At 46.8% G+C, this 25,022-nt stretch carries 18 protein-coding genes; 14 read left to right on the top strand and 4 right to left on the bottom strand.

Features of this window, described 5'->3' with window-relative positions:
- Positions 1-231: 231 nt before the first annotated feature.
- Genes MHI15_RS15300 through fucU form a run of 4 tightly spaced genes read left to right on the top strand, consistent with a single transcriptional unit; the run spans position 232 to position 4,584 of the window.
- Entirely contained in the window at positions 232-1,998 is a 1,767-nt protein-coding gene (locus MHI15_RS15300; protein WP_076142492.1) for an L-fucose isomerase, read from the top strand.
- Between the two features lie 29 nt (positions 1,999-2,027).
- On the top strand, positions 2,028-3,473 hold the full coding sequence (locus tag MHI15_RS15295) for a rhamnulokinase (RefSeq protein WP_341164570.1): 1,446 nt from the start codon (positions 2,028-2,030) through the stop codon (positions 3,471-3,473).
- 20 nt (positions 3,474-3,493) lie between these two features.
- The gene (locus tag MHI15_RS15290; RefSeq protein WP_038569477.1) at positions 3,494-4,144 is read left to right on the top strand and encodes a class II aldolase/adducin family protein; all 651 of its coding nucleotides are present in this window, start codon (positions 3,494-3,496) and stop codon (positions 4,142-4,144) included.
- Positions 4,145-4,155: 11 nt separating this feature from the next.
- Positions 4,156-4,584, top strand: coding sequence for an L-fucose mutarotase (gene fucU / locus MHI15_RS15285; RefSeq protein WP_076282757.1), 429 nt, complete (start codon positions 4,156-4,158; stop codon positions 4,582-4,584).
- 75 nt (positions 4,585-4,659) lie between these two features.
- On the opposite strand, the gene MHI15_RS15280 is transcribed toward fucU, so the two are convergent.
- Positions 4,660-6,651, bottom strand: a complete 1,992-nt coding sequence (locus MHI15_RS15280) for a beta-galactosidase (protein ID WP_341164569.1) — start codon at positions 6,649-6,651, stop codon at positions 4,660-4,662.
- A gap of 264 nt (positions 6,652-6,915) precedes the next feature.
- Here MHI15_RS15280 and MHI15_RS15275 point away from each other — a divergent pair, with 264 nt between their 5' ends.
- From MHI15_RS15275 to MHI15_RS15235, 9 genes are read left to right on the top strand one after another with little or no spacing between them, the layout of a single operon-like run.
- Positions 6,916-7,887, top strand: a complete 972-nt coding sequence (locus MHI15_RS15275; RefSeq protein WP_036675672.1) for an ABC transporter permease — start codon at positions 6,916-6,918, stop codon at positions 7,885-7,887.
- A gap of 17 nt (positions 7,888-7,904) precedes the next feature.
- The gene (locus MHI15_RS15270; RefSeq protein WP_076130713.1) at positions 7,905-8,789 is read left to right on the top strand and encodes a carbohydrate ABC transporter permease; all 885 of its coding nucleotides are present in this window, start codon (positions 7,905-7,907) and stop codon (positions 8,787-8,789) included.
- Between the two features lie 34 nt (positions 8,790-8,823).
- Positions 8,824-10,410: an extracellular solute-binding protein gene (locus MHI15_RS15265; RefSeq protein WP_076220261.1), complete on the top strand. Its 1,587-nt coding sequence runs from the start codon at positions 8,824-8,826 to the stop codon at positions 10,408-10,410.
- 51 nt (positions 10,411-10,461) lie between these two features.
- Entirely contained in the window at positions 10,462-12,876 is a 2,415-nt protein-coding gene (locus MHI15_RS15260) for a helix-turn-helix transcriptional regulator (RefSeq protein WP_341164568.1), read from the top strand.
- Positions 12,877-12,905: 29 nt separating this feature from the next.
- Positions 12,906-15,542: an exo-rhamnogalacturonan lyase family protein gene (locus MHI15_RS15255; RefSeq protein ID WP_445668004.1), complete on the top strand. Its 2,637-nt coding sequence runs from the start codon at positions 12,906-12,908 to the stop codon at positions 15,540-15,542.
- Positions 15,543-15,569: 27 nt separating this feature from the next.
- The gene (locus tag MHI15_RS15250) at positions 15,570-16,277 is read left to right on the top strand and encodes a DUF1961 family protein (protein ID WP_179089391.1); all 708 of its coding nucleotides are present in this window, start codon (positions 15,570-15,572) and stop codon (positions 16,275-16,277) included.
- A 21-nt stretch (positions 16,278-16,298) separates the two neighbouring features.
- Positions 16,299-17,108 carry a polysaccharide deacetylase family protein gene (locus tag MHI15_RS15245; protein WP_341164567.1) on the top strand — a complete coding sequence of 270 codons (810 nt, stop codon included), beginning with the start codon at positions 16,299-16,301 and terminating at the stop codon, positions 17,106-17,108.
- 27 nt (positions 17,109-17,135) lie between these two features.
- Positions 17,136-18,407 (top strand): rhamnogalacturonan lyase family protein, encoded by a 1,272-nt coding sequence (locus MHI15_RS15240; RefSeq protein ID WP_076310670.1) that lies wholly within the window; start codon positions 17,136-17,138, stop codon positions 18,405-18,407.
- Positions 18,408-18,422: 15 nt separating this feature from the next.
- Complete coding sequence (locus tag MHI15_RS15235) at positions 18,423-20,642, top strand: glycoside hydrolase family 88/105 protein (protein ID WP_341164566.1); 2,220 nt, start codon at positions 18,423-18,425, stop codon at positions 20,640-20,642.
- Positions 20,643-20,922: 280 nt separating this feature from the next.
- Here MHI15_RS15235 and MHI15_RS15230 read toward each other — a convergent pair whose 3' ends face one another.
- Positions 20,923-21,126, bottom strand: a complete 204-nt coding sequence (locus MHI15_RS15230; protein WP_341164565.1) for a hypothetical protein — start codon at positions 21,124-21,126, stop codon at positions 20,923-20,925.
- Between the two features lie 159 nt (positions 21,127-21,285).
- Complete coding sequence (locus MHI15_RS15225; RefSeq protein ID WP_076141354.1) at positions 21,286-22,113, bottom strand: helix-turn-helix domain-containing protein; 828 nt, start codon at positions 22,111-22,113, stop codon at positions 21,286-21,288.
- Between the two features lie 147 nt (positions 22,114-22,260).
- Between MHI15_RS15225 and MHI15_RS15220 the strand changes: the two genes are divergently transcribed.
- The gene (locus MHI15_RS15220) at positions 22,261-23,547 is read left to right on the top strand and encodes a Gfo/Idh/MocA family oxidoreductase (protein ID WP_076141355.1); all 1,287 of its coding nucleotides are present in this window, start codon (positions 22,261-22,263) and stop codon (positions 23,545-23,547) included.
- Positions 23,548-23,743: 196 nt separating this feature from the next.
- Here the strand turns inward: MHI15_RS15220 and MHI15_RS15215 are convergent, their stop codons facing one another.
- Entirely contained in the window at positions 23,744-25,006 is a 1,263-nt protein-coding gene (locus MHI15_RS15215; protein ID WP_036675660.1) for a TraB/GumN family protein, read from the bottom strand.
- Positions 25,007-25,022 lie beyond the last annotated feature (16 nt).

The raw sequence follows: 25,022 nt of genomic DNA, 5'->3' as shown, positions 1-25,022 counted from the left end.
CCTTTATATATAAATCGTCTGCTTTCTAGTGTACTACATTGTTGTTTAAATCTAAAAATAATTACATATTCACATAAAACCACAATATATAATAATTATATCACATAAAACCACACTTTTGTTTAGGTAATATGTTGTTTTGTGTTGACTAAAGCGCTTGCAGATTTTATGATGAAGGAGAAATAGATCTATTAACGAATGACTCTAAGATGATCTTGAGGAGGAACGGCATTGATAGAAAACTATCCGAAAATTGGTATCCGCCCAACCATTGATGGCAGAAGAAGAGGCGTTCGTGAATCACTGGAAGAGCAAACGATGGGCATGGCTCAGCGGGTGGCTAAGTTTATTGAAGCGAATTTAAGGTATCCGAATGGGAGTCCTGTAGAGTGCATCATCGCCGATTCTACGATCGGTGGAGTTAAAGAAGCTGCTGCTGCGGCTCAGAAATTCTCCGGGGCTAACGTAGGGGTGTCGATCACCGTGACGCCTTGCTGGTGTTATGGCTCAGAGACAATGGATATGGATACATCCATTCCGCATGCCGTGTGGGGATTTAACGGAACGGAACGGCCGGGTGCTGTGTATCTAGCTGCTGTTCTCTCGGCGTATGCTCAAAAGGGAATTCCTGCGTTTGGTATCTATGGTGAAGATGTTCAAGAGTCTAGCAGTGAAGAGATTCCAGCGGATGTGCAGTCTAAATTGCTGCAGTTTGCTAGAGCAGGCTTAGCAGTTGCTCAAATGAAGGGGAAATCATATTTATCTATGGGTTCTGTTTCGATGGGGATTGCGGGTTCCATTGTGAATGAACAGTTTTTCCAAGAGTATCTGGGCATGCGCAATGAATATATAGATATGTCTGAATATGTCCGGCGCTTTGAAGAAGAGATTTATGATAAAGAGGAATTTAAGCGGGCGCTAGCGTGGACTAAAGAAAACTGCCAAGTTGGCACCGATAATAATCCGCCGCATCTGCAAATCAGTGCAGAAGAGAAAGAGAAGCAGTGGGAGACCTGTGTGAAAATGACATTGATCGCCCGCGACCTGATGATCGGCAATCCGGTTCTCGCTGAGCTTGGTTTTGAGGAGGAAGCTAACGGCCACAATGCAATTGTTGGCGGTTTCCAAGGCCAGAGACAATGGACGGACCATTTCCCTAACGGCGATTTCATGGAGACGATGTTGAATTCTTCTTTTGACTGGAACGGCAAACGTGCACCTTATCTCGTAGCGACAGAGAATGACAGCTTGAATGGGGTAACGATGCTGTTCAATTATTTGCTTACGAATACAGCACAAATCTTTGCGGATGTCCGAACCTTCTGGAGTCCCGATGCTGTGAAGCGAGTGACGGGTCATCAATTGGAAGGAGAAGCAGCTCACGGAATACTGCATCTGATCAACTCTGGTTCGGCAGCGCTTGATGGTACAGGTGAGCAAAGGATAGAGGGTAAGCCTGCAATCAAACCTTTTTGGGAGATTACAGACGAAGAGGCTGAGGCTTGTCTAAGCAATACACAATTCCGGCCAGCTTCTCAAGAATATTTCCGGGGAGGCGGCTTCTCTACCGATTATTTAACCCAAGGCGGAATGCCGGTTACTATGGCTCGTTTGAACCTGGTGAAGGGGCTTGGACCTGTTCTTCAGCTTGTTGAAGGTTACACCGTAGAGCTGCCTGAAGAGGTTCATCATACTTTGGATCAAAGAACAGATCCGACATGGCCGACGACCTGGTTCGCTCCTAAGCTAACTAACAGTGGTTCATTCCAATCGGTATATGATGTAATGAATAATTGGGGCGCGAATCATGGGGCGATCAGTTATGGCCATATCGGGGCGGATCTGATTACGCTGGCGTCGATTTTACGCATTCCAGTAAGTATGCATAACGTTGAGGAATCACGTATTTTCAGACCACGGGTGTGGTCGTTATTTGGGACGGAGAATCTGGAAGGAGCAGATTACAGAGCCTGTCAGAATTTCGGACCGCTATATTAAAATCTTCTTGTGGAGCAGGTGTGCTTGAAATGGGTGATACGATTAAGCTTCTGGCTATGGATCTTGGCGCCAGTTCCGGAAGAGTGATGTTGGGATTGTATGACGGTAACACCCTTCGCATAGAAGAAATTCATCGGTTTGCTAATACGCCGGTGTATGTTGGCGGGCATTTGTATTGGGATGTTTTGAAGCTCTTCCACGAAATGAAAAAAGGAATCCAGAGAGCTTATAGGGCGCATGGAAAATTGAGGTCTCTAAGCGTGGATACGTGGGGAGTCGATTACGGTTTTATTGATAAAAGAGGGATATTGCTCTATTCCCCCCATCATTATAGGGATAGGAGAATGGGAAGCCATCGTCTAGGGTTGGAGGCGCTGCTTCCACCAAGGGAGCAATTTAGCATTACAGGTATTCAACCGAGCTTGATTAATACGGTTTATCAGCTGTTTGCTGATTTTCAGGATAATGATTCTCTGCTAGAGATCGCAGATACTATTTTAATGATGCCAGACCTGTTCCACTATTTATTCTCTGGTATCGCGGCAGCAGAAAGCACGATTTGGAGTACAAGTGGCTTAATGGACGCTGTATCTGGTGAAGTCTCCACTGAAGTATTCAGCAGACTTAATATCCCGGTTGGTCTAGTGCCACAACGGGTTCAAGCGGGAACGGTTATTGGTTCTATCCTTCCGGTAATTCAAGAGGAGCTTAGCGTAGGTTCAATGGAGGTAATTGCGGGCGCTTCTCATGATACGGCTTCAGCAGTAGCCTCTATTCCTTATTCTCTAAAGGATGATGCAGCATTTATTAGCTGTGGTACATGGTCGTTAGTGGGCATGGAGACGCCTAAAGCTGTCATTACAGAGAAAAGCTATGAATACGGATTCACAAATGAGCAGTGTTACGGCCAATCTAATCGTTTGCTCAAAAATATAACGGGACTATGGATTTTGCAGGAGCTGCAAAGGAATTGGGCCGAAGCGGGAAAATACGTCAGCCAAGGCCAAATGGTTGAGCTAGCCGAAACCATAAATCATGCTCCAGCAATTATTGATCCGAATGATGAGCTGTTTAGTACACCCGGTGTGATGACCCAACGGATTAGAGAATATTGCGAACGAACAGGCCAGCAAGCCCCTTATACGAAAGCTGAGATTATACGCGTCATACTTGAGAGCTTAGCAGAGTCCTATCGCCATACGATTGACGAAATGGAAGAGATCACCGGCAAAAAAATCAATATCATTCATATGGTCGGTGGTGGGATTCAGAATGAACTGCTCTGTCAGCTTACTGCTAATATTACGGGGAGAAAAGTTGTAGCGGGGCCTGTGGAAGCCAGTGCAATTGGCAATATAATTATTCAACTGGCTGCCCTAGGGGAACTGGAAATCTCCGGGGGCAAGCAGGTAGTGGAAAGATCTTTTGCCTTTAAGACATATCAGCCTTCTTTGGTGAAGGTTTGTGAAAAATAGGATACGAGGAGAGAAACCCTATGGATACCTTGGAACAAAAATTACGTTTGCAGATTTGTGATATCGGGAGAAACCTGTTTAATAAAGATTTTATCGCGGCTAATGATGGGAATATTTCTGCTCGCTTATCAGAGAATGTAATTCTGACTACCCCCAGAGCGGTGAGTAAGGGATATTTAGAGCCTCATATGCTTGTAAAAGTGAATCTGCAAGGTGAAGTCCTTGAAGCAGCTGAAGGCTACAGACCCTCAACGGAAGCAAAAATGCATCTAAGAATTTATAATGAGCTGCCAGAGATGAAGGGTGTGGTCCATGCACATCCCCCGTATGCTACTGCATTTGCCATAAAAGGTGAGGCGCTCGACAAGATGATGATGCCAGAGTCGGTGATTATGATCGGAGATATTCCGTTGGCGGAATATGGAACACCATCGACGGAAGAAATTCCAGATTCACTGATGCCTTTCCTGGGCAAAAAAACTGCGGTTCTGCTAGAGAATCACGGAGCCCTTACTTGGGGAGAAGATGTTATGGAAGCATATCTGAATATGGAGCGGCTTGAGTATACCGCCAAGCTCACCTTCATTACCCGGATGATTGGCGGGGAGAGAGAATTGCCACAGCATCGGATTGATGAGCTGGTAGCGTTGCGATCATTTTATGGGAAGTAAAGAGGTGCCTTATGTTAAAAGGAATTCCTAAGCTGCTGTCTCCGGAGCTGGTACGCATTCTGATGGAGATGGGTCATGGGGATGAGCTTGTATTGGCTGATGCGAATTATCCCGGACATTCGTTGAATCCGAGGGTACTGAGATATGATGGCATCGGTATTCCCGAACTGCTGGATGCCATCTTAGAGTTGTTACCTCTGGATCATTACGCAGAGCAACAGGTGGCTTTTATGGCAGTAGTTGCAGGAGATCCAACTGTGCCGGTTATCTGGTCCACATACGAGACAATCATCGCCAAACATGATGCTGAAGCCACGATTAAACAGGAGGAACGTTTTGATTTCTATAACCGTTCTAAGCAAAGTTATGCAGTTATAGTTACTGGTGAAGAAGCGTTGTATGGGAACGTTATTCTTAAAAAAGGCGTTATTAAAAGTTAAAATAAGGGAAACGAAGCCGCTAACCGCTTGGGTGACCAAGGAGTTAGCGGCTTTTTATGCTGCAAGGATAAGTATTTATAACCGGATTACTCGGTACTCATATGCACCAAGGGAGAGGGGGCCGCAGGCCACGGATTTGCCTGAGAGAACATCATGTCCGTCCCGCGGGAGTGTGAGACTTCCCCCGTGTCCATCCATATTTACAAGGGTCCAGACTTCGGCAGCCTGGTCATCGCTTCTAGGGCAGACAAGGGTTCCCTTAGTGACATTACTGCGTAGGGTGACACCAGCACGTTCTGCATAATGATCAATGAGTTTATATAACATTAGGTCGCCTTCTTCACCGGCAGGCATTGAACCCAGCATAACAATAGTACCTTGTCCGTAAGGCTGCTCCGTCAGGAAGGACAACCCCGGCGTCACCCCCTCCGTAACCATTCCGATACTGGAAACGGACTCTGAAACGGGTTCAAAAACAGAACTCCACAAGGACAAGGGAGCAGATACCCCAAAAGCGTGTCCAATCGTGCCTGTTGATTCCAGCGGATAGGTAAACTTAGTTTTGACGCCTGCTAACCGCTCTAATTCCCCAAGTCCGGCATTCGTATGAAGGGTATGCTCCTTCGTTCTTCCTCCGGTAAGAGGACCGACAATCCAAATCCCGCCAGCTGCTGTGAAGGCCAGGGCACTTTGCACATACTCGGGGGACAAATAATGTACGAACGGAGTGAATAACAGCTTGTATCCGGTTAAGTCTCCGCCTTCGGGCAGCAGATCCCTGTGAATGCCCATATGAAGAATTCTTTTGTAGAAATCGCCCAGCAGACTACGATAATTTAGCTTCCGATGAGGTTCAGTTGCGAGATAAGCTTTGGTTCTGTCCGAATAGGTGATCGCAACATCTGCCCGAAGGGGCCGGGTGGAGAGCATAATTTGTTCAATTTCCCGCCGTGCTTGATTGGCCTCCAGCACATTAACGTACCCTAGAGCTGGTTCTCCCCAGGCACTAAGGATCGAGCTATGTGTTTGTTCACTTCCGGAAGTATGCTGGCGCCAGAGCCAATAGCAAAATGCACCTGCACCCAGCGCATAGGCGGCAACCGCTTCTGCCTTCAGATATCCGTTCGGATGTGGCACACCAAAACTCACTAGAGATGCGGCAAACGAGGGTCCGGTCTCCATTATCCAGAAATCTTTTCCCGGCTTGAAATTTCGCCACAGATCACAGTTAAGCAGATAAGCATGCATATTTTCCTGTGAGGCATAGGTGTCGTAGGCAGCAAAGTCGAGATTTTGAAATAGCCGCTCATTATCTAGATGAAAAGCGACACTGCTGTTGTGGGTAATTGGCACAGTGGAGTGGCGGCGGATAATATCAGCCTGCTCATCGGCGAATTCAGCGATCTTTTCCATTGAAAATAAGCGGTACATCGTCCGCAGGGATGAATTGTGGAGGAAAGGTGCGGGTCCTGGCTGTGGTACCTGATCAAAACGTTGATAAGTTTGGCTCCAGACGGCTGTTCCCCATGCCTCATTCAACCTTTCAATGGAGCTGTAGCGCTGCTGCAACCAGATATGCCATAAGCCTTTACAGGTCTCACACATACACTCCGCCACATGCGCTTTGAATTCGTTATCAAGCTGCCAGGCGGTTAACCCCGGCAGTGCTCCGGTCTCCTTGGCAATATGCTCCGTAATGATGGCAGCCCGCTTACGAAAATAAGGATTGTTGGTACAAATATGCTGCCGTGCTCCATGTCCCATTACCGTTCCGCTTTCATCCACATAACAGCGCTCAGGATGTCCATGAGTAAGCCAGATGGGGGGTGTAGGTGTCGGCGTACACATTACTGTGTCAATTCCGTTTCTATGTAACCTTTCGATATATTTCACGACGGGGCCGATATCAATCTTATCTTCTTCTGGCTCCAAAGCAGACCAAATGAATTCTTCGATTCGTACGATATTAATCCCCGTTTCTTTCATTAGAAGGATGTCCTGCTTAAGCACCTCTTCACTCCATAGCTCGGGATACCAAGCAGCACCGTAGTATAGCTTGTTCTTCAATTCAGTTCCTCCTTTAAGGCAAACATTTGCTGGAAATCATCACTTGGAATCATAGGTGCTTAATGTCTTACGGACAATAGTAAACTTTTGCGCGGTTTGGACTTTTTAGATAAAATGGGATTTTTAGCTTATATAAAGCGTTCAAAAAAGTCCGATTGCTGGAAAAAATCACTAGCAGCATAATAGGAGTCGCAGTAAGGGTGATTGCAGTAATCCATGGCTACAGTAATCGCGAGCTGTACATGACAAATGGAGGTGAACAGGATGAAGCACGTAACAGTTCCGGGAACTGCAGAACAACAGCCAAAGCCGCAGACCTATCGAAATATCCGGGTAAGAAGATGGAAACGTTTTAAACGTGATAAATGGTTATATATTCTGCTGCTCCCTGGAGTCCTTTATTTTCTTGTTTTCAAATATGTTCCGATGTGGGGCGTGCTGCTGGCTTTTAAGAATTACCAGCCGTTTCTTGGTTTTCAGAAAAGTGAATGGGTAGGTTTTGAGCATTTTCGTGTTTTTTTCCAGAATCCCGATTTCTTTATGCTGCTGCGCAATACGTTATTGTTATCGTTTTATAATTTGATTTTCTTTTTTCCGGCGCCGATTATTCTGGCACTGCTTCTAAACGAAATACGGCTTTCCTTCTATAAAAAGACGATACAAACGATGATTTATGTTCCGCACTTTATATCCATGGTCATTGTGGCCAGTATGAGCTATGTATTTTTAACTACGGAAGGCGGGACTGTAAATGAGTTTTTGTATACGTTTACAGGCAGGAAAATAGACTTTCTAGCTAATCCTGACTGGTTCCGTCCATTGATTATTCTCCAGACGATCTGGAAGGAGTGCGGTTGGGGGACGATTATATTCCTGGCAGCGCTGGCCGGTGTAGATGTGGAGCAATATGAGGCTGCGGTAGTAGATGGTGCGAACCGGTGGCGGCAGATTTGGCATATTACGTTGCCTGCTATCCGCAGTACAATCGTTATTTTACTTATTCTTCGGATGGGAACGATTTTGGATAACGGTTTTGAACAAATTTATTTAATGATGAATGCTCTTAATCGTGAAGTAGGTGAGGTGTTCGATACCTATGTATACGCACTGGGGATTACCCAGGGAGCTTTTAGTTACAGCACGGCTGTTGGATTATTTAAATCAATAATCGGTGTGACGCTTGTGCTCGGGACGAATTGGATCGCCAAAAAATTTGGTGAATCTGGACTTTATTGAGAAGGGAGAAGCTTGCTGTGGCCAAACAATACAAGAGTACGGGTGGAACTGCATTTGATATATTCAATTATATATTTTTAGGGATTATCGGGATCGTAGCGATTCTCCCTTTCCTCTTTGTGGTTTCGGGCTCCTTCGCTACAGATGCGGAAATTACTAAACGTGCCGTATTCCTGATCCCGACCACGATTTCTTTTGACGCCTACCGATTTATCTTTTCAACAGATACGATTATGCGCAGTATAGGGGTTTCTATTTATGTTACGGTAATCGGAACTGTCGTTAATTTATTCTTCACGGTAACTATGGCTTATCCGATGGCAAAACGATATCTGATGGGCCGTAATTTGGTACTCAACCTTGTTATTTTTACGATGCTGTTTGGTGGAGGAATGATTCCAACCTATCTCGTCATTCGGGAGCTGCATCTGCTGGATACGCTCAATTCTCTTATTTTACCGGGAGCAATTAGCGCCTTTAACCTGATTATTGTCAAAAACTTTTTTCAGGAGCTGCCTATAGAAATGGAAGAAGCGGCGCGTATTGATGGTTGTTCTGAGCTGGGCTTGTTGTGGAAGATAGTCCTTCCTTTATCCAAACCGGTTCTCGCTACATTTACGTTGTTCTATGCTGTGGGACATTGGAACAATTTCTTCTCGGCACTGCTCTATATTACGGATCCGACAAAATGGCCTTTGCAGGTGATGCTGCGACAGATCGTAATGTTATCCCAATCTGCGGCTGGCGATATGAGTTCTATGGATCCAAGCTTTGTGCAGCCACCGGAGCAGTCGATTAAAATGGCGGTTATTGTAGTAGGTACTCTACCAATTTTATGTGTGTACCCATTTCTGCAAAAACATTTCGCTAAAGGGGTGATGCTGGGTTCTGTTAAAGGATAACAAACTTAACTTATTCCAATTTGGAGGTATAATAATGGAAGCTAATCGTTCGGTAAAAAAGAAGCGCTGGTTGTTACTTTTACTTGTGGCTATGATGGTTACAACTGTTGTTGCAGGTTGCTCAGGTAATGAATCTGCAGGTTCTAACAGCAAAAGTGAGGGAAGTAGTAATACTGGAGAAGAGAAAAGCGAGTCCCCGCTGGATCTGACCCTCATGCTGCCGATATTCAAAACAAATTATCCGAAGGATGGCAGTCCGGTTGCTGCTGAACTGGAGAAACAGACCAATACAAAAATCCACTTTGAGTGGGTCCCGAATGCATCTTATGCAGATAAATTTAATATTACGCTAGCTTCTGGGAAGCTGCCGACCATTATCTACGTGGGGGATGTTAAGGCTTCTAGTTTTGTGAACGCTGCCAAATCGGGTGCATTCTGGGAAGTAGGGCCTTACCTTAAGGATTATCCGAATTTAAGCCAAGCGAACCCGGTTATTCTGAAAAACTCGGCCATTGATGGGAAGAATTACGGGATCTATCGGGGGCGTGTACTCGGCCGTAACGGTATGGTTTTCCGCAAGGATTGGCTGGAGAAGGTGGGGTTGCAAACACCGCAGACGGTGGATGATTTCTACAATATGCTGAAAGCGTTCAAGGAAAAAGATCCAGACGGCAATGGTAAAGAGGATACGTATGGCATGGTGCTTGTCAAATGGAGCGGCCAGTGGGCCAGCGGTTTTGATACCATTAAGTTATGGTTTGGAACACCGAATAAATGGGGCGTGCAAGATGGCAAGCTGGTGCCTGAGCATGAATATCCAGAATATTTGGAAGCGCTTAAGTTCATGAAGAAGCTGTATGATGAGAAATTGATCAACTCCGACTTTGCTGTAATGGACAGTGCCAAATGGACAGATCCGATCGTGAACAATAAGGCAGGAGTAATCGTCGATGTGGTCGATACAGGCGCCCGGGTGGATGATAAAATTCACGCTGCGCTAGAAAAAGAAGGCAAAGACGAACCGGATAAACATTATGTAGATGTAAGCGGGGGCGTAACAGGTACGGATGGCAAGCTACACACATTGCCGACCTCTGGTTTCTCGGGCATGCTGGCTATTCCAAAATCATCTGTGAAGAGCGAAGAAGAACTGAAACGGGTACTGGCTTTTCTAGATCAAATCAATAATCCGGAATTACAAACGATGTTAGGTTTTGGTTTGGAAGGTACTCACTACACTATGGTGGATGGTTTTATTGAACGCTCCAAAGACACTGTACTTGTGGAGTCAGAAGTGGAAGGTCTAAACCAAATATTGGCCTATATTCCTGAGGATAAGTCCAAGACTGTAGCACAAACGCCGCTGCGTCTTAAACAAACTGAAGTTCAAAAGGCAAATGAAGCTTCGATCGTGGTTAATCCGGCAGAGGCCTTTATTTCCACAGTATATTCGCAAAAGGGTGCTCAACTCGACAATGTAATTAACGATGCACGCATAAAGTATATTGTAGGACAAATTGATGAAGCTGAATTGAAATCCGCATTTGACGTATGGAGAAAAACAGGTGGAGATGATTTAGTAAAGGAAATGAACGAATTATACGCTAAGGCTGACCAATAGATCCTTCCTAGTGCTTTTATCCGGCTGGAAAGGATCTGAGGAGCAAAACGAATGTGGTTCGATTGCACTTCAAATTTATCGGATTCGGCTGGTGAGAGCATAGTGATGAGAAATGTGGCGAAATGGAAGCGTTATACAAAAGGCTGGTCAGGCTGTAAAGGCCGGTATTATCGGAAAAACCTGATCATTATGCTGGTGGTGTCATCCATTCCGGGGTTTATTATTGGTGCGCTTGTCTACTGGATGGCAGGGGGACGTCTGGAGAGCGAGCTGCTGCAGATGCATAACAGGCAGATTGAACAGCGGGCGGCTAATATTGATGATCAGCTGTCCAATCTGGAGCTGATGCTGGCACATTGGGCTTTTGATCCCAAGTTTGATTACAGCTTGAATGGCCTTGATTTTATTCAGGATCATGAGCGGGCTTGGGATATTACGAAGACACTCGTAGTGATGCAGGGCTCGAACACGATGACGAGTAACGTTGAACTCTATCTATCAGGAGATCATCCATTACTATTTAATCCCGAATATGGCACGATTGACTCCAGCATGGTTTCTGGTCAATATGACAAATTGATTGATACTGAACAAAGCACCTATTGGACGCAGTGGGCATTCGATCCCAATAAACCAAATGTCAAAGAATTAACGCTTGTCCATCATATTCCGGGCGGAAGCTTGAAGCCCTTCGGGGCTCTTTTGCTCCGCATGGATACGGAGAAAGTAGCTGCGATGCTACGAACTATGACACCTTATAATAGCGGCGAGACATTTTTGCTGCAGACGACGGGGGATTTGTACGTATCTGCTGGAGACAGTGCCGAGGATTCTCCCTTACTTACCGCATTGCATAATGAGATTGTGGAACGGGGCGCGAACCATGAGTCAAATCTTGAGTCCTCTTTTCTCTTCGACTGGGGTAAGGCTACATATGCAGTGACTTATGGTGAGTTTTCCCGACTCTCCGCAGACTGGCTCTATGTGTCCGCTTCACCGATAACCAGCATAACTTCACCTGTCGTCTTCATTTCAAGACTGATATTTTTAGTTAGCTTTAGTGCTTTGCTGCTGGCGGCGATTCTGTCTTGGTTTGCTTCCCGTAAAATCTATTCACCGATAGGACGTTTGCTGCAGACTTTGTTGCCTGACCAAGCGGCGGCTGCGAGTAGGGAGGATGAGTTCATTCTGATTGAACGGCATTGGCAGAACTTGCACGGGGAGAGCCATGCCCTGAAGTACACTCTTTCCGAGCAGCTTCCACATGTGAAGGAAAGCTTCCTGCATCAGCTGTTTCAGGGGTATTTATATTCCTATTCTGAGCAGGATCTGCAAAGCCGGATGCGGCGCTTTAAGTGGGAAGTAGAGGATTGTCATTATATTATTCTTTATATTCAGCTTACAGGCATCTCCAGCCAGGAGGGGAAGTTCCGCAACGGTGATGAAAGTCTTGTATCATTCGCCGCCGTCAATATTATCGGAGAACTGTCTGCCGAGCACTTCAACCAGGCTGATATTATCAATTTCCATGATCTCACGGCAGGATTACTTCTTATCGAACCCGTTGCGAATCCATCGCTGGAAGTGGTGCAAGCCTTTAGCGAAGAACTGACAGGAACGATTAATCGCATGTTAAAAATGAGGGTAACAGTGGCGTTTAGTGCACCGGTTGGAAGGATATCCGGTATTCCGCTAGCGTTCGAGGCTGCGAAGCAAGCCGCTAGTTATCGCCAGTTTGGTGGTGAGAACCAGATTATTAATATGGAGCTACTGGATCGTGAGGGGCAAAGTACGCCTGAACCGCAATATTCGTTCACTTTGGAGCGCGGAATGATTCAGGCCCTGCGCACAGGAGAAGCGGAAGAGGCTTACCGGCTGTTGGAGGAATTTCTGGAGGCACTGTGTGCCAATGGGGCAAAAGTGATTGATGTGCAGCAGGGCATGCTTCATTTGTTAGGCAGTATTCAGCACGCCATTATGGTCTCAGGCATTCATCCAAACCAACTGTTCAAAGGGGCTAATCTGTACGCGGCACTGTCGCAAATTCATGAGCCGAAGCTTATCCTTGCCTGGTTTCAGGAAAAGGTAGTCGCACCGTATCTGACGGAGCTGAGTGAGCGTTCTGATGCCGGAATCAAACGGACGATTGAGCATGCCATGATGTATATCAATGAGCATTATATGGATAATATTTCGCTGGATGGATGTGCGGATTATACAGGGATCAGCCCATTTTTACTGAGTAAATCATTCAAACGGGTCACCGGGAAAAATTTCATCGATTATCTGACCGAATTACGGCTTGATAAAGCCAAGGAGCTGCTGCGTGATACCTCGCTGCGAATTAACGATGTAGCTGAACAAGTGGGTTATCAGCATAGCTATTTTAACCGGATTTTTAAGAAACAAGAGGGAATAACCCCAAGCCGCTATAGAGAGCTAAGCCATAGTAATGAAGCTCTTTAAAAGTAAAGAGAACGTGCGGCGAAGAACGTATGAAGGAGATGGTTGTTGTGCCTACGGCTCTGCCGATTGGCCTGCATTGGCTAAAAAAGCCCGCTATTGATGTGGGTGTTACCTGGGGGGTTCCTTGGAAAAAAGGAGCGCTCGACAGGGAATCGTTAAAGAATCTCTGCTTAAGTATGCCGAAGAACGAAAAGCATGTGCCGCTGCAAAGCTGGCCAGCAGCTTTTTGGCCAGACGGGAGCGTCAAATGGTCCACGCACTCGGCAGTAAACAAAAATTCGGATATTCAGCAGGATTCCTTAGTGACAATGACAATAAATCAAGCGACTCCAGCTACGGAAGTGACTGAGCGACTAACTGTGCAGGAAACAGAGGAAGCTTTCATTATAGATACAGGTGTTATTATTTGCACGGTTAACAAGCAGGGGAAGGGTCTTATCCGCAGTATTGTGCGCAGAAATCCGGCGGACACGGAAGGAACCGAAGTATGCAGTAATGGCGAGCTTGTATGTATACGTGAACAGAGAGATGAGGGTGCTGGCACCCTGAGCATACGTGAGGAGCGATTCGCAGGACGAACGTTAAGTGCCATCCTTGAACAGGACGGACCTGTTCGCGCAGTGGTGAAGCTAGATGGACTTCACCAAGCTTCGCACAGTGCTCGTGAGTGGCTTCCCTATACGTTACGTTTATATTTTTATGCTGGGCTGGAGTCTATTCGATTAGTTCATACGTTTCATTATGACGGCAATCCACAGCAGGATTTTATTAAAGGATTGGGAATAGAATTCACAGTGCCGATGCGTGGACCTCTTTACAACCGCCATGTTCGTTTTGCCGGAGATAGCGGCTTGTTTAGCGAGTCTCCTAAGACGTTGCATACACGGCGAACCAAAGGTAGGTACCGTGATTTATTCCTCGATCAGGTAGCAGGATGTGCTGTGACATTTAATCCAGAAGAGGATGCCTATTTCCTTAGTTTATTGGATGACTCCGCTACTTGGGGCAGCTTTCGGCTGGTTCAAGATTCTTCCGAGCATTATGGGATCTGGAAGCGGACAGAGGATGGCTGCGCTTGGATCAAGGCAGCAGAAGGCCGCCGGGCAGGTGGGCTTGGTTATGTTGGGGCAGAGGGCGGAGGGCTAGCCGTCGGGATGAAGAATTTCTGGCGTAAGCATCCGGCAGGAATGGAGATTGGTTCCACTGCCACTGACGCGGCAGCGCTTACTGTCTGGTTCTGGTCACCTGATGCGGCAGCTATGGACTTGCGGCATTATGATACGAAAACACATGTGGAATCCTCGTATGAAGGTGCAGAAGAATTACGGGCCACTCCATTTGGTATCGCTAATACTAGCGAGCTAACATTCTGGTGTACGGCGCAGACTCCCGGGCATGAATTGTTGCAGCGGATGCAGGCAGAAGCTGAAGAACCTTCATTGCTGGTTTGCGAACCAACTTATTATCATGAAGCGGGTGCTTTTGGTTTCTGGAGTTTGCCTGATCGGAGCACGCCAGCCAAGGCATATCTGGAAGATCAGCTGGACGGGATCATCTCCTTTTACCAGGAAGAGATCGAGCAGCGCAAATGGTATGGATTCTGGGACTATGGAGATTTCATGCACAGCTACGATCCGGTCAGACATGTATGGAACTATGATCTTGGCGGCTGCGCCTGGCAGAATTCCGAGCTGGTGCCAAATATGTGGTTGTGGGTAACGTTTCTCCGGTCCGGGAGAGCGGATGTGTTCCGTATGGCCGAAGCTATGACCAGGCATACGAGTGAGGTAGATGTATATCATTTTGGCGAATACGCCGGACTAGGCTCGCGGCATAATGTCATCCACTGGGGCTGCGGCTGCAAAGAGGCTCGTATCGCCATGGCGGGTCTGCATCGCTACTATTATTATCTGACCGGAGACGAGCGGGTCGGCGATATTATGGACAGTGTAAAGGATGCTGATTATTCAACAGTTACTCTGGACCCGATGCGGGCGTATTTTCCGAAGGATGAATTCCCGACTCATGTTAGGGTGGGTCCGGACTGGGCGGCCTTTAGCTCTAATTGGATGACCCGCTGGGAGCGGTTCGAGGATACCGCTTATCGTGACAAGATTATAACAGGCATGGATTGCATCAAAAGGGCAAATTTACGGCTATTATCTGGTCCCACATATGGTTATGATCCGGCAACTGGCCTATTGTCAGGAATGGGCGACGATAACTGGGGGCGTCATTTAGCGATTAGCATGGGAGGTCCGCAGGTGTGGTTCGAGCTGGCGGCAATGCTGGAGGACCCGGACTGGGAAGATATGCTGGCTGAGTTCGGCGTATTTTATAATTTGCCACAAGAAGAGAAGGACGCATTTACAGGAGGGTTGATTTCAGGAAAACTCCGTTTTGAGCATCCTGTACTCAGCGTAGCCATTGCTGCATATGGAGCATATTACCGCAAGGATCCAGCGACGGCAGAGCGGTGCTGGTCGATTTTGCTGGAGAATCCGTTTGGTTGTGTGAATCTACAGGAGGAAGCTGATCAGGTCACTTATATGACTGAGTTAAATGAGATCGATTGGATGAATACAAATGAAGCCTCGCAGTGGTCTTTAAATACGATCATTGCCTTGGAATTAATCGGTAGTGCTTTACCGGAACGCGCGAATTAAAGGCTTCATTGTGGGGAGGAATGTTTTATGGCTAGGCCGATGCAGGACACGGGTATAGGTGGTTTGATCCCTGAAGCATGGAAACCAATCTACCATAATCCCCTCGCTTCAACTAGTGATATCGCTGGATTCCAGATGGAGGGAGCGGGAGCGGTTTCCTTCCCTTTGCAGCGAATGAGACTGGAGAGTACTATCCATGCCGAGGCCGGACAACAAGCAAATGTCGTTCTCTGGTGTCCAGAAGAGTTCCCGGCAGACCTCGCCGTATCTTGGAATTTCCGCCCATTGCGTGAGCCGGGGTTGGCGATTTTGTTTATCGCGGCCAAAGGAGAGGGTGGGAAGGATTTATTTGATTCCACGCTTGCTCGCCGTACGGGTGAATATGATCAATACCATCACGGGCAGATAGATACGTATCATATCTCGTATTTTCGCAGGCGTTGGGTGGAAGAACGTGAATTTCATACCTGTAATTTGCGTAAAAGCTATGGTTTTCATCTGGTTGCGCAGGCAGCTGATCCGCTTCCGGACGTCAGCGACATGACTGAGCCCTACCGGATGTTAGTGGTGAAGCGTGGTCCTATGCTGTCTTTTGCAATCAATGAACTGCCGGTTTTTACATGGATAGATGATGGTGAAACCTATGGGCCGCTACTGACAGGCGGGAAAATTGGGTTTCGACAGATGGCACCCCTGATGGCTGAATACTCAAATCTGACGGTTTTTGGACAGTAATGCGAAGGAGGCTTCAGATTGATGTCTATTATTTATTATTGTTACCCTGAAGGCAGACATAAGGCGCTTACAATGAGCTATGATGACGGCAGACGGGCTGACGAAAGATTGGTAGGACTATTTAACCGCCATGGGATTAGAGGAACATTTCATCTCAATTCTGGCCTGCTGGGTGAAGGTGATCGTATTACGGCAGATGAAATAACTGAGCTGTACCAGGGACATGAGGTATCTGTTCATACGCAACACCATCCGACGATGGCCCGTTGTCCGCAGGAGCAAATCATCCATGAGATTATGGAGGATCGAAAGTGTTTTGAGACGCTGCTCCAGGTGCCGATACGGGGAATGTCTTATCCTAACGGTTCCTTTAACAAGGAGATAAAGAAGCTTTTGCCTCATTTAGGCATGGAATATGCCCGTGCGGTACAGACCACTGGCGGCGGCTTTGGGCTGCCGGAGGATTGGCTGGAATGGCGGGGGACTTGCCATCATAATGATCATTTGCTGGAGCATGCGGAGCAGTTCGTGAAGCTGCATAAACGGCAGTATTTATATCTGATGTATGTGTGGGGCCATAGTTATGAATTTGATAACGATAATAACTGGGAGCTGATGGAAAGCTTCTGTGAAGCAGTGGGAGGACTAGAGGAAATCTGGTACGCGACAAATATTGAACTCGTTCATTATATGAAGGCTTGTGAAGCCCTTATTTTCTCCGCTGCTCGGGATTTTGTATATAATCCGGGAGCGCTATCTGTCTGGCTGGAAATCGACGGTTTGATTATAGAAGTAGCAGGCGGACAAACCGTCCGTTTCCCAGAGATCTAATCGAAGAGAGAAGACAGGAGGATTCTAATGAAAACGAAGGACACACAATTAGTCTATCAGCTGGCAAAAGTAGATATTTCCGCTGCCGGTCCACGCTGCAAAATGCTTATTGGCGATCTGAATGGGGATGGACGTGCGGAAATGCTGCTGGTTCAGCCGGATAATCGCCAGGATGTACGTTATATTCCCCATCAGGTGCAATGCCTGACTGCTTTTGATATGGATGGCAAGCTGCTGTGGCAGGTGGGCACACCCGATCCTGACGCTGGCAGCCAAGGCTCGGACTATCCAGCGCAAATTTATGATTTAGATGGTGATGGGGCGCTGGAAGTATTATGTGTAATGGATGGACGGTTTCATATTCTTGAAGGTTCAACAGGAACGGTTAAATCCATATACGACTTACCGGCAGAACATGCACATGATTGCATTATCATCGCCAATCTAACAGGGCAAGAACATGCTTCCGACATCATTCTGAAGGACCGTTATCATCAACTGTGGGCCATGGATCAGGATTTCAATTTATTATGGACGCATAAAGGCAATGTAGGACATTATCCGTGGGTTCACGATCTTCATGGAAATGGACAGGATCAAGTGATGGCAGGTTATGATCTGCTTGATTCTAAAGGTGATTTATTATGGAGCTGCCATGATCTTGATGACCATGCGGACTGTATTTGGGTTGGCGATGTGAATGGAGATGGCTATCCTGAACTGGTTGTCGGCGGAAGCGTAACGGTGATGTATGACCGGGACGGACAAGAGCTTTGGCGTTATGATGGCTCCATCGAGTCACAGCATCTGGCGTTAGGCCGATTCCGGCCTGAACTGCCTGGCCTTCAGGTTGCCGGGCTGGACCGAATGATCCGCGAAGATGACGGCAAAGGGCTGAAGGGCAAGGATGCGTTGTTTCTTCTAGACTGTAATGGCAAGGAACTTTGGAAAGAAGAACGTACAAGCGACGGTTGGCTGACTATAGTTGAAGCCGTGAGCAACTGGCAAGCGGGTTCTCCGGATTATATTCTTGCGTACCGCCGGGGAGGCGGAGTATATCCTGCTTTGTACGATGGACATATGCGGGTTGTAGCTGAATTCAAGGAGGAAGGTTATGCCGTTCACGGCGATCTTCTGGGATGTGGCAGGGAACAGGTTGTAATTTATAATGATGAGTCCGCAACGGTATATTCAAGCGAGTGGATAGATATTAGTACCTGTGCCTCTGAGAAATCGTTACCTCAGCCTAAAAGATTGTACAACTCGACGCTGTATCCCGGTGGAGAAATAACGGTGTGAAGGAGGATACGCTTAGTGAGTACTTATATTCCAGAATACTTTCCTGATCCTGATTGTATTGCCAAATATAATGGGGGCAAAATCGAAAATGTACTGGCCGCAGTGGCCAGCCGTTTTATCGGTGCCTATCCCCCGCAGCCTCCGGTGTACCGGGTACATTCGCAGAGTGGTTTCAACCGGCTCCGCGACTGCCGTTACGATATGAATCTGGAAGAACGACTGCCGGAGCTAGCGGCAGGACAATTCGTATATGTATGGGGAAAGCTGTGGAGTGACAATGAGGTAGATGCCCCTTTCTCAGTTAGTTGCTATAGTCCAGTTAAGGTTTACATAAATGGACGGCTGGTGTTTAGCTCCAATCTAAATGATGATGTGTTTCCGGACAGAAGGACGTTTTTTCGGGCGAGCATGGATAAAGGCTGGAACCATCTTGTACTGGAGTATGTTGCAACAGGTACAGGTTGCGGAGGGGTTTTTGGAACGGGCAGTGTCAAAGGTGCACCAGTACACTTTCTTACTCCAACGGCGCAGTTAAGCGGTTGTGAAGGTTGGATTTATAGTGGACCCCAGCAGACATCTTGGGCAGCTTGGCTGGAAGCTGAATTCACTGAAGAGCAAATGACAGCTCGCTGCGTTTGGTTTCCGACACAGCAATGGTCGCCACAGGAACAGGCAACTGGCAACTGTTCACGCATATTTGGGGAAATGCTGGGAGCCAAGGCGTATGCTTGGTGTAAGCTGGAAGTTAACAGCCTACAGAAAGACGACATTCGTCTGCATGGTAGCTATCGTGGAATGGCTGAAATCTCTATCTATGTGAATGGGAAACTTGTAGCTGAGCATCAGAACGTGAAAGGCATGCTTGATATCCAACTGGAGCTTGGTTATGGACTACATGATCTCGTCGTGGAGTCCATCTGTGGAGAGGGGAATTGGGGATTTGAACTGGACGTACGGTCTGGTGGTGTTCAGAGTAGTCTCGTGCAACCATATCCCGTTGAAGGATTAACTGATCCATGGTTGTACCTTGGATTGTTCACCAAGGAGGCAGCGCCGAAAGTCTTAGAACTGACCTCTATGGATACTTTATTTGGGGAAGCGGATGAAGTAACCTTTTGGCGTGTGGACCAACCGAATAGCTGGGTTAGGCCTTATTTGGAGAGTGTTATGTTTGGGCGCTGGAATTACCCTCTAGGCGTAACCCTGTACGGATTGCTGAGAACAGGAGTAGAGCTTAAGGCCCCCCATTATGCCGAATATGCACAACACCATATTGAGCAATGTACAGGGCTGCATAAATATGCCTTATGGGACCTTGGACGTTATGGCGCTCCGGGCATCAATCATCAGCTGGCGCTGATGGATTCGCTGGACGACTGCGGATCCTTCGGGGCAACGATGCTGGAAGCACATAAGCTTCGTCCACTACAGGGCGCACCGGAAGCTGCTGCTGAAATTGCCAATTACATTACTAAAGTGCAGAGCAGGCTGCCTGACGGAGCTCTGTATCGGACCAGTGGCACAGTTGATTTCATGCAGCAGACGATGTGGTGTGATGATCTGTATATGAGCACGCCATTTCTAAGCAAATATTATGAAATGACCGGAAATGCGGCTTATCTTGATGATGCGGCGGCGCAGTTTTTACTTTACAAGGAGCGGCTGTTCCAGCCGGAGCTTGGCATTATGCATCATGTGTATGATTATAAGTTTAATAAACCCAATGGCGTGCCTTGGGGCAGAGGTAATGGTTGGGTGATTTTTTCGCTGACTGAGCTGCTTGAAGTTATGCCTGAGCAACATCCGTTGCGAGCTGATTTGCTTGATTATTTCCGCGAGCTTAGTAAAGGCTATCTTAAGCTGCAAGATGAGCGGGGCCTATGGCATCAAGTGTTGACGGATCCTGAGTCCTATGCGGAGGCTTCTTGTACCTCTATGTTTATTTACGCTTTTGCTAGAGGCGTACGCTGCGGCTGGCTGCTGGAACCAGAGTCATACGTAACCTCTGCAATCAACGGCTGGAGCGGCTTAACCCGTTATTGTATTGACAAACAAGGCAATGTTTACGGTGTCTGCCGCGGTTCGGGTTATTCGTTTAACAAACTGTATTATAAAGATGAATTGACCTGGCAATTAAACGATACACATGGGATTGGCATCGTGCTGCTGGCCGGAATTGAGGTTCACAGGCTCGTACGAGATTTGGAAATGAAATCACATGACGAAGCAAAATGAATGGCATGATGAGGAATGAGACGACCGTATTAATCACAAAATGCCAGCTGAGCAGCGATACTCCATTAGTGGGGATCGCTGCTCTTTGTTATGCGTTACAGTGCTGCTTAAACCCCCAAAACCCCGAAACCCCCCCGGCCCCCCCGGCCCCCCCGGCCCCCCGAAACCGCCGATTACTCCTGCTAGACAAAGTTATGCGGACTCAGATGACGTTATTTGCAGATTTATCGCCTTTTGGGGCCATTTTCGGACTCCAGTGACGTTATTGCTTCGAAAACGGCTAATATAGGTAGCTTTTTATGCCAATAGCGACTATGGGGTCCGATAAAATCCCAAAATAGCGATTATGCTGCGAATAAGGTCCACTGGGTCCGATAGCCTCATGAACTTTGTTCGCGCGAAAAGGTAATCTAGTGACGAGATATTGTTGTTGCTCAGATACTCCCGGTGCTCCCGGTGCTCCCGGTGCTCCCGGTGCTCCCATGCTCCCGATACTCCCGATACTCCCGGTGCTCCCGGTGCTCCCGGCGCTCCTGATGCTCCTGATGCCCTCGATGCCCCCATGCCCATGGCAGTTCACATAAGGTACTTTTGATCGACGGAGCGGCTACAAAGAGAACTGGTTGTGATTTCTAGCTGTGGATCAGCGGTTTTGCTTGCGATATTGCAAAGGCGAACGTTTAACGATTTGTTTAAACACACGCCCGAAGTGGGCGATGCTGTCAAAGCCGGTATCCTCGGCGATGTTCGTAACTTTAGCGTTGGTGCTCTGCAAGAGACGTTGGGCTTCCTTGATCCGAATGTAGTTTAGATATTCTACGATGGTGAAGCCAGTTGTCTGCTTGAACACACGGCAGAGATAGGTGCTGCTGATGAAAAAAGTCTCAGATAGCCGCTCCAATGTAAGCTTTTCAGCATAATGTGTTTGTAAAAAATCGATAATTTCGTAGACTTTTAGCTGCTTCTCACTGCTCTCAGGGGCAATGGGCTCGCGGCTTATTTCCTGTATTCTGTTCATTTCAATAAATAGTTGGATGAGCAGCGTCTGCAGATAGGGGGATTGCTGTGTCCGTGGTTCTGTTTGTTCTTTTAGCATGCTGAAAAGAAGATATTCAATGACCCCCTGCTCATGTACTCCGGGCCGCAAAAGCAAGCTTTGTGTAGCCATAAATGGAAAATGCAGCTCGAAATGTGCCAATGTCTTTTGCAGAAAGCTTTCCTCAAAGTTAATTAAGATCCGTTCATGGCTTGCAGAGCCTTTAGAGGTGGTACGATGGAGCTCGTTCTTGTTAATAAAAATCAGATCACCTTTACGCAAGGTGTAGATCAGATTGTTAATGTAATAACTGCGTTCCCCGGCGAGTAAATAATAAATTTCATAAGTATCGTGATAATGGTCGGAATCCATGCTGAATGGACCGGCTCTTTTTATTTGCTCAATTATAAAAGGAGGCTGAGGCTCCTGTTCCATACTAAATCTGCTCCTTTCTGATAATGAGGATAATATTTGCAAAGTTTTTGTTATTTCTGCTAAGAATCGCTTAGATTAAGATATATTTTATACTATACACTATAAGAAGAAAACGCTTTTAAATCAATAAGTGATGGAGTGATCCTGATGTCCAACAAGAAATATGCTTTCGTAGGAACCGGCGGCCGAGCGGAGTTTTTTTATGGTGAGATCACCACGAATTATCGTGAAACCTCTGAGATTGTAGGCTTTTGTGATGTGAATGGAGCAAGAATGGATTATGCGAACCGTTTGCTGGAGGAAAAATATAAATATCAAGCGGTTCCTACCTATAAAGCTCATGAGTTTGACCGTATGATTGAGGAAACCAAACCTGACACGGTTATTGTCACGAGTATTGACCGCACGCATCATCGTTACATTATCCGGGCGATGGAGCTTGGCTGCGATGTTATTTCGGAGAAACCGATGACAGTGGATGAAGAGAAATGTCAGGAAATTCTTGAAGCGATTGAGCGGACTGGGAAAAAGCTGCGTGTGACCTTCAATTACCGCTATGCCCCACACAACACCAAAATCCGTGAACTCATTATGGACGGCGCGATTGGAGAAGTGCTTTCCGTCAACTTCGAGTGGCTGCTAAATACGCAGCATGGGGCGGATTACTTCCGCAGATGGCATCGTGATAAACGGAACAGCGGAGGTCTGTTGGTTCATAAATCCACACATCATTTCGATTTGATGAATTTCTGGCTGGGTTCGCGCCCAGATACGATTTATGCGATGGGTGATCTAAGATTTTATGGCAGAGAAAACGCGGAGAAGCGCGGGGTGACTGAGTTTTATCAGCGTGCTCATGGTAGCAGTGCGGCGGAAAATGATCCGTTTGCCCTGCATCTTAAAGATAATGAGCAGTTAAAGCAGATGTATCTGGATACGGAGCATGAGGATGGCTACCTGCGTGACCAAAGTGTGTTCGGTGATAATATCAGCATTGAGGATACGATGGCGGTTATGGTCAAATACAAAAATAAGACGATTATGAATTATTCACTTAATGCTTATCTGCCTTGGGAGGGTTTCATTGTGGTATTTAATGGGACCAAGGGGCGGATGGAAGTAAAGGTCGTCGAACAGTCTTATGTAAATGCCGGAGGAAATAAGGAAGATGAAGGGGCGTTAAAAGACAAGCGGATCACGGTCTTCCCTCATTTCGCAGCACCTTATGAAGTGGAGATTGAAGAAGGAGTTGGGGGGCACGGAGGCGGAGATCCTGTGATGCTGCGTGATATTTTTGAACGTCCGCTGGAGGATCGCTTTAATCGTGCAGCATCCCATGTGGACGGAGCGTTGTCTATTATGACCGGGATTGCGGCAAATCGTTCAATAGCTACTGGACTTCCAGTTAAGGTAGATCAGTTAATAAAATTGTAGTAGCCCGTTTATGAACAAGCGGCTTTGGGTTCGTAGGGAGCGTTTCTCCAGAATCCCGGAGGGCCCTCCGCTCTGTCCACATGTTAAGCCAACTTCTACTCTTAGATTGAGCTAAAAAAAGTGAAAATAAAAGGCTGTCTCCAAAATCATCGTAGATGACTAAGAGACAGCCTTGTTTATTTTAGCTAAAACTCAATTATTGTTTGACGACGTTAAAGCCATCTTTTTGCAATTGGGTCACGATACCATCGTCACCGAGCATATGCAGCGCGCCAACGACGACAAGGTAAGTCGCTTTTTTATCACTATTCAAATATTCTTTTACATGCTTCACCATGTTGACGTTACGATCCGAAACCAGGCCTTTATAATACTCTGGCTCTTGCGCGACCGCTTTTGTCATCGCTACGAGCGACTGCTCATCACCTTGCATCCACATTTGGGATAGTGCATCCAGCGAAGCTGCTGCGGAAGTATTGTCCGTTTGATTGAGGCTGCCGAGTGTGTCGACAAGAAGCTTTTCTTGCAATCCATCTGAGAACTGGTCGAACATATTCAGCTGCAATTGTGTGTTTTCCAGTTCAATAATAGGTTTGTTCAGCTTGCCTGCTTTTTGTAAAAAATATAAATCAATGCCGGTATCCGCCGTATAACTTGTAACTTGCATCTGTAGACTTGAGACACCTTGGGTAACGACCCACGGTTTGAAGGAATCGAATGCATTTTCCGCCAGACCATTTGCTTTTAGCAGCTGAGTTACTTTGTTATATGTATCTGCGGATACATGATCCTTGAGCTTGGTTCCATCTGTATAAGAGCCTTTTTCCAAAATAAACTTTTGGATCTCAGCTTGATCAATCTTAGAGATATCTACTTCGACACCTAAATATTGCGAGGCTTCAAAAGCAGCTTCAATCTCCGGACGCAGCGGGTACATTTTGTCGTTAGCCACATGGATAGAACCAAGCAGATAGACGGTGTTGCCGTTGTTCTCCACTTTCCATAAGAATCCGGTGCTTCCGGCAGCTTGAGTATCGGCCACAAAAGTGATGGTGCGCAGCGCTGGACTCCACTCCACCTTATAGCCGATCGTTTCTCCTATAAAGCGGACAGGAACATAGGTGACATTGTTGATGGTTTTAGGAGCCACCTCTAGTTTTTTCTTCTCCCCGTTTACCGTTGCGGTTGTGCTACCGATGGTCAGTGAGAGGGCCAGTCCATTTTTGGTCCCTGTTACGGTTTGGGTTTTTTTATTCCAATTAATATTTACATTAAGCTTCTCTAGCAGGGGACGCATAGGAACTAGGGTCGTTCCTTTTTCTACAACAGGGTTAGAATTGCCTAACTTTATTTCGGTTCCATCAATCCATACACCGACAGGCTTTTCAGCAGCATGCGCAGTGGTAAAGACAGACATAACCATGAAAATGGATAAAAATAATGCACCTAGCTTTTTCATTAATAGGACACTCCGT

It is taken from the genome of Paenibacillus sp. FSL H7-0918 (assembly GCF_038007025.1).
Classification (GTDB): domain Bacteria; phylum Bacillota; class Bacilli; order Paenibacillales; family Paenibacillaceae; genus Paenibacillus_AQ; species Paenibacillus_AQ odorifer.
Note: the sequence above shows the minus strand (reverse complement) of the source record. Positions and strands in the feature narration are given on the sequence as shown.

Bases quoted from the DNA above. Each gene is read 5' to 3' on its own strand.
- fucU (WP_076282757.1), top strand. From the start codon at position 4,156: ATGTTAAAAGGAATTCCTAAGCTGCTGTCTCCGGAGCTGGTACGCATT.
- MHI15_RS15225 (WP_076141354.1), bottom strand. From the start codon at position 22,113: ATGGAACAGGAGCCTCAGCCTCCTTTTATAATTGAGCAAATAAAAAGA.
- MHI15_RS15220 (WP_076141355.1), top strand. From the start codon at position 22,261: ATGTCCAACAAGAAATATGCTTTCGTAGGAACCGGCGGCCGAGCGGAG.
- MHI15_RS15230 (WP_341164565.1), bottom strand. From the start codon at position 21,126: ATGGGAGCACCGGGAGCACCGGGAGCACCGGGAGCACCGGGAGTATCT.
- MHI15_RS15290 (WP_038569477.1), top strand. From the start codon at position 3,494: ATGGATACCTTGGAACAAAAATTACGTTTGCAGATTTGTGATATCGGG.
- MHI15_RS15250 (WP_179089391.1), top strand. From the start codon at position 15,570: ATGGCTAGGCCGATGCAGGACACGGGTATAGGTGGTTTGATCCCTGAA.
- MHI15_RS15215 (WP_036675660.1), bottom strand. From the start codon at position 25,006: ATGAAAAAGCTAGGTGCATTATTTTTATCCATTTTCATGGTTATGTCT.
- MHI15_RS15260 (WP_341164568.1), top strand. From the start codon at position 10,462: ATGTGGTTCGATTGCACTTCAAATTTATCGGATTCGGCTGGTGAGAGC.
- MHI15_RS15255 (WP_445668004.1), top strand. From the start codon at position 12,906: ATGAAGGAGATGGTTGTTGTGCCTACGGCTCTGCCGATTGGCCTGCAT.
- MHI15_RS15245 (WP_341164567.1), top strand. From the start codon at position 16,299: ATGTCTATTATTTATTATTGTTACCCTGAAGGCAGACATAAGGCGCTT.
- MHI15_RS15275 (WP_036675672.1), top strand. From the start codon at position 6,916: ATGAAGCACGTAACAGTTCCGGGAACTGCAGAACAACAGCCAAAGCCG.
- MHI15_RS15240 (WP_076310670.1), top strand. From the start codon at position 17,136: ATGAAAACGAAGGACACACAATTAGTCTATCAGCTGGCAAAAGTAGAT.
- MHI15_RS15295 (WP_341164570.1), top strand. From the start codon at position 2,028: ATGGGTGATACGATTAAGCTTCTGGCTATGGATCTTGGCGCCAGTTCC.
- MHI15_RS15265 (WP_076220261.1), top strand. From the start codon at position 8,824: ATGGAAGCTAATCGTTCGGTAAAAAAGAAGCGCTGGTTGTTACTTTTA.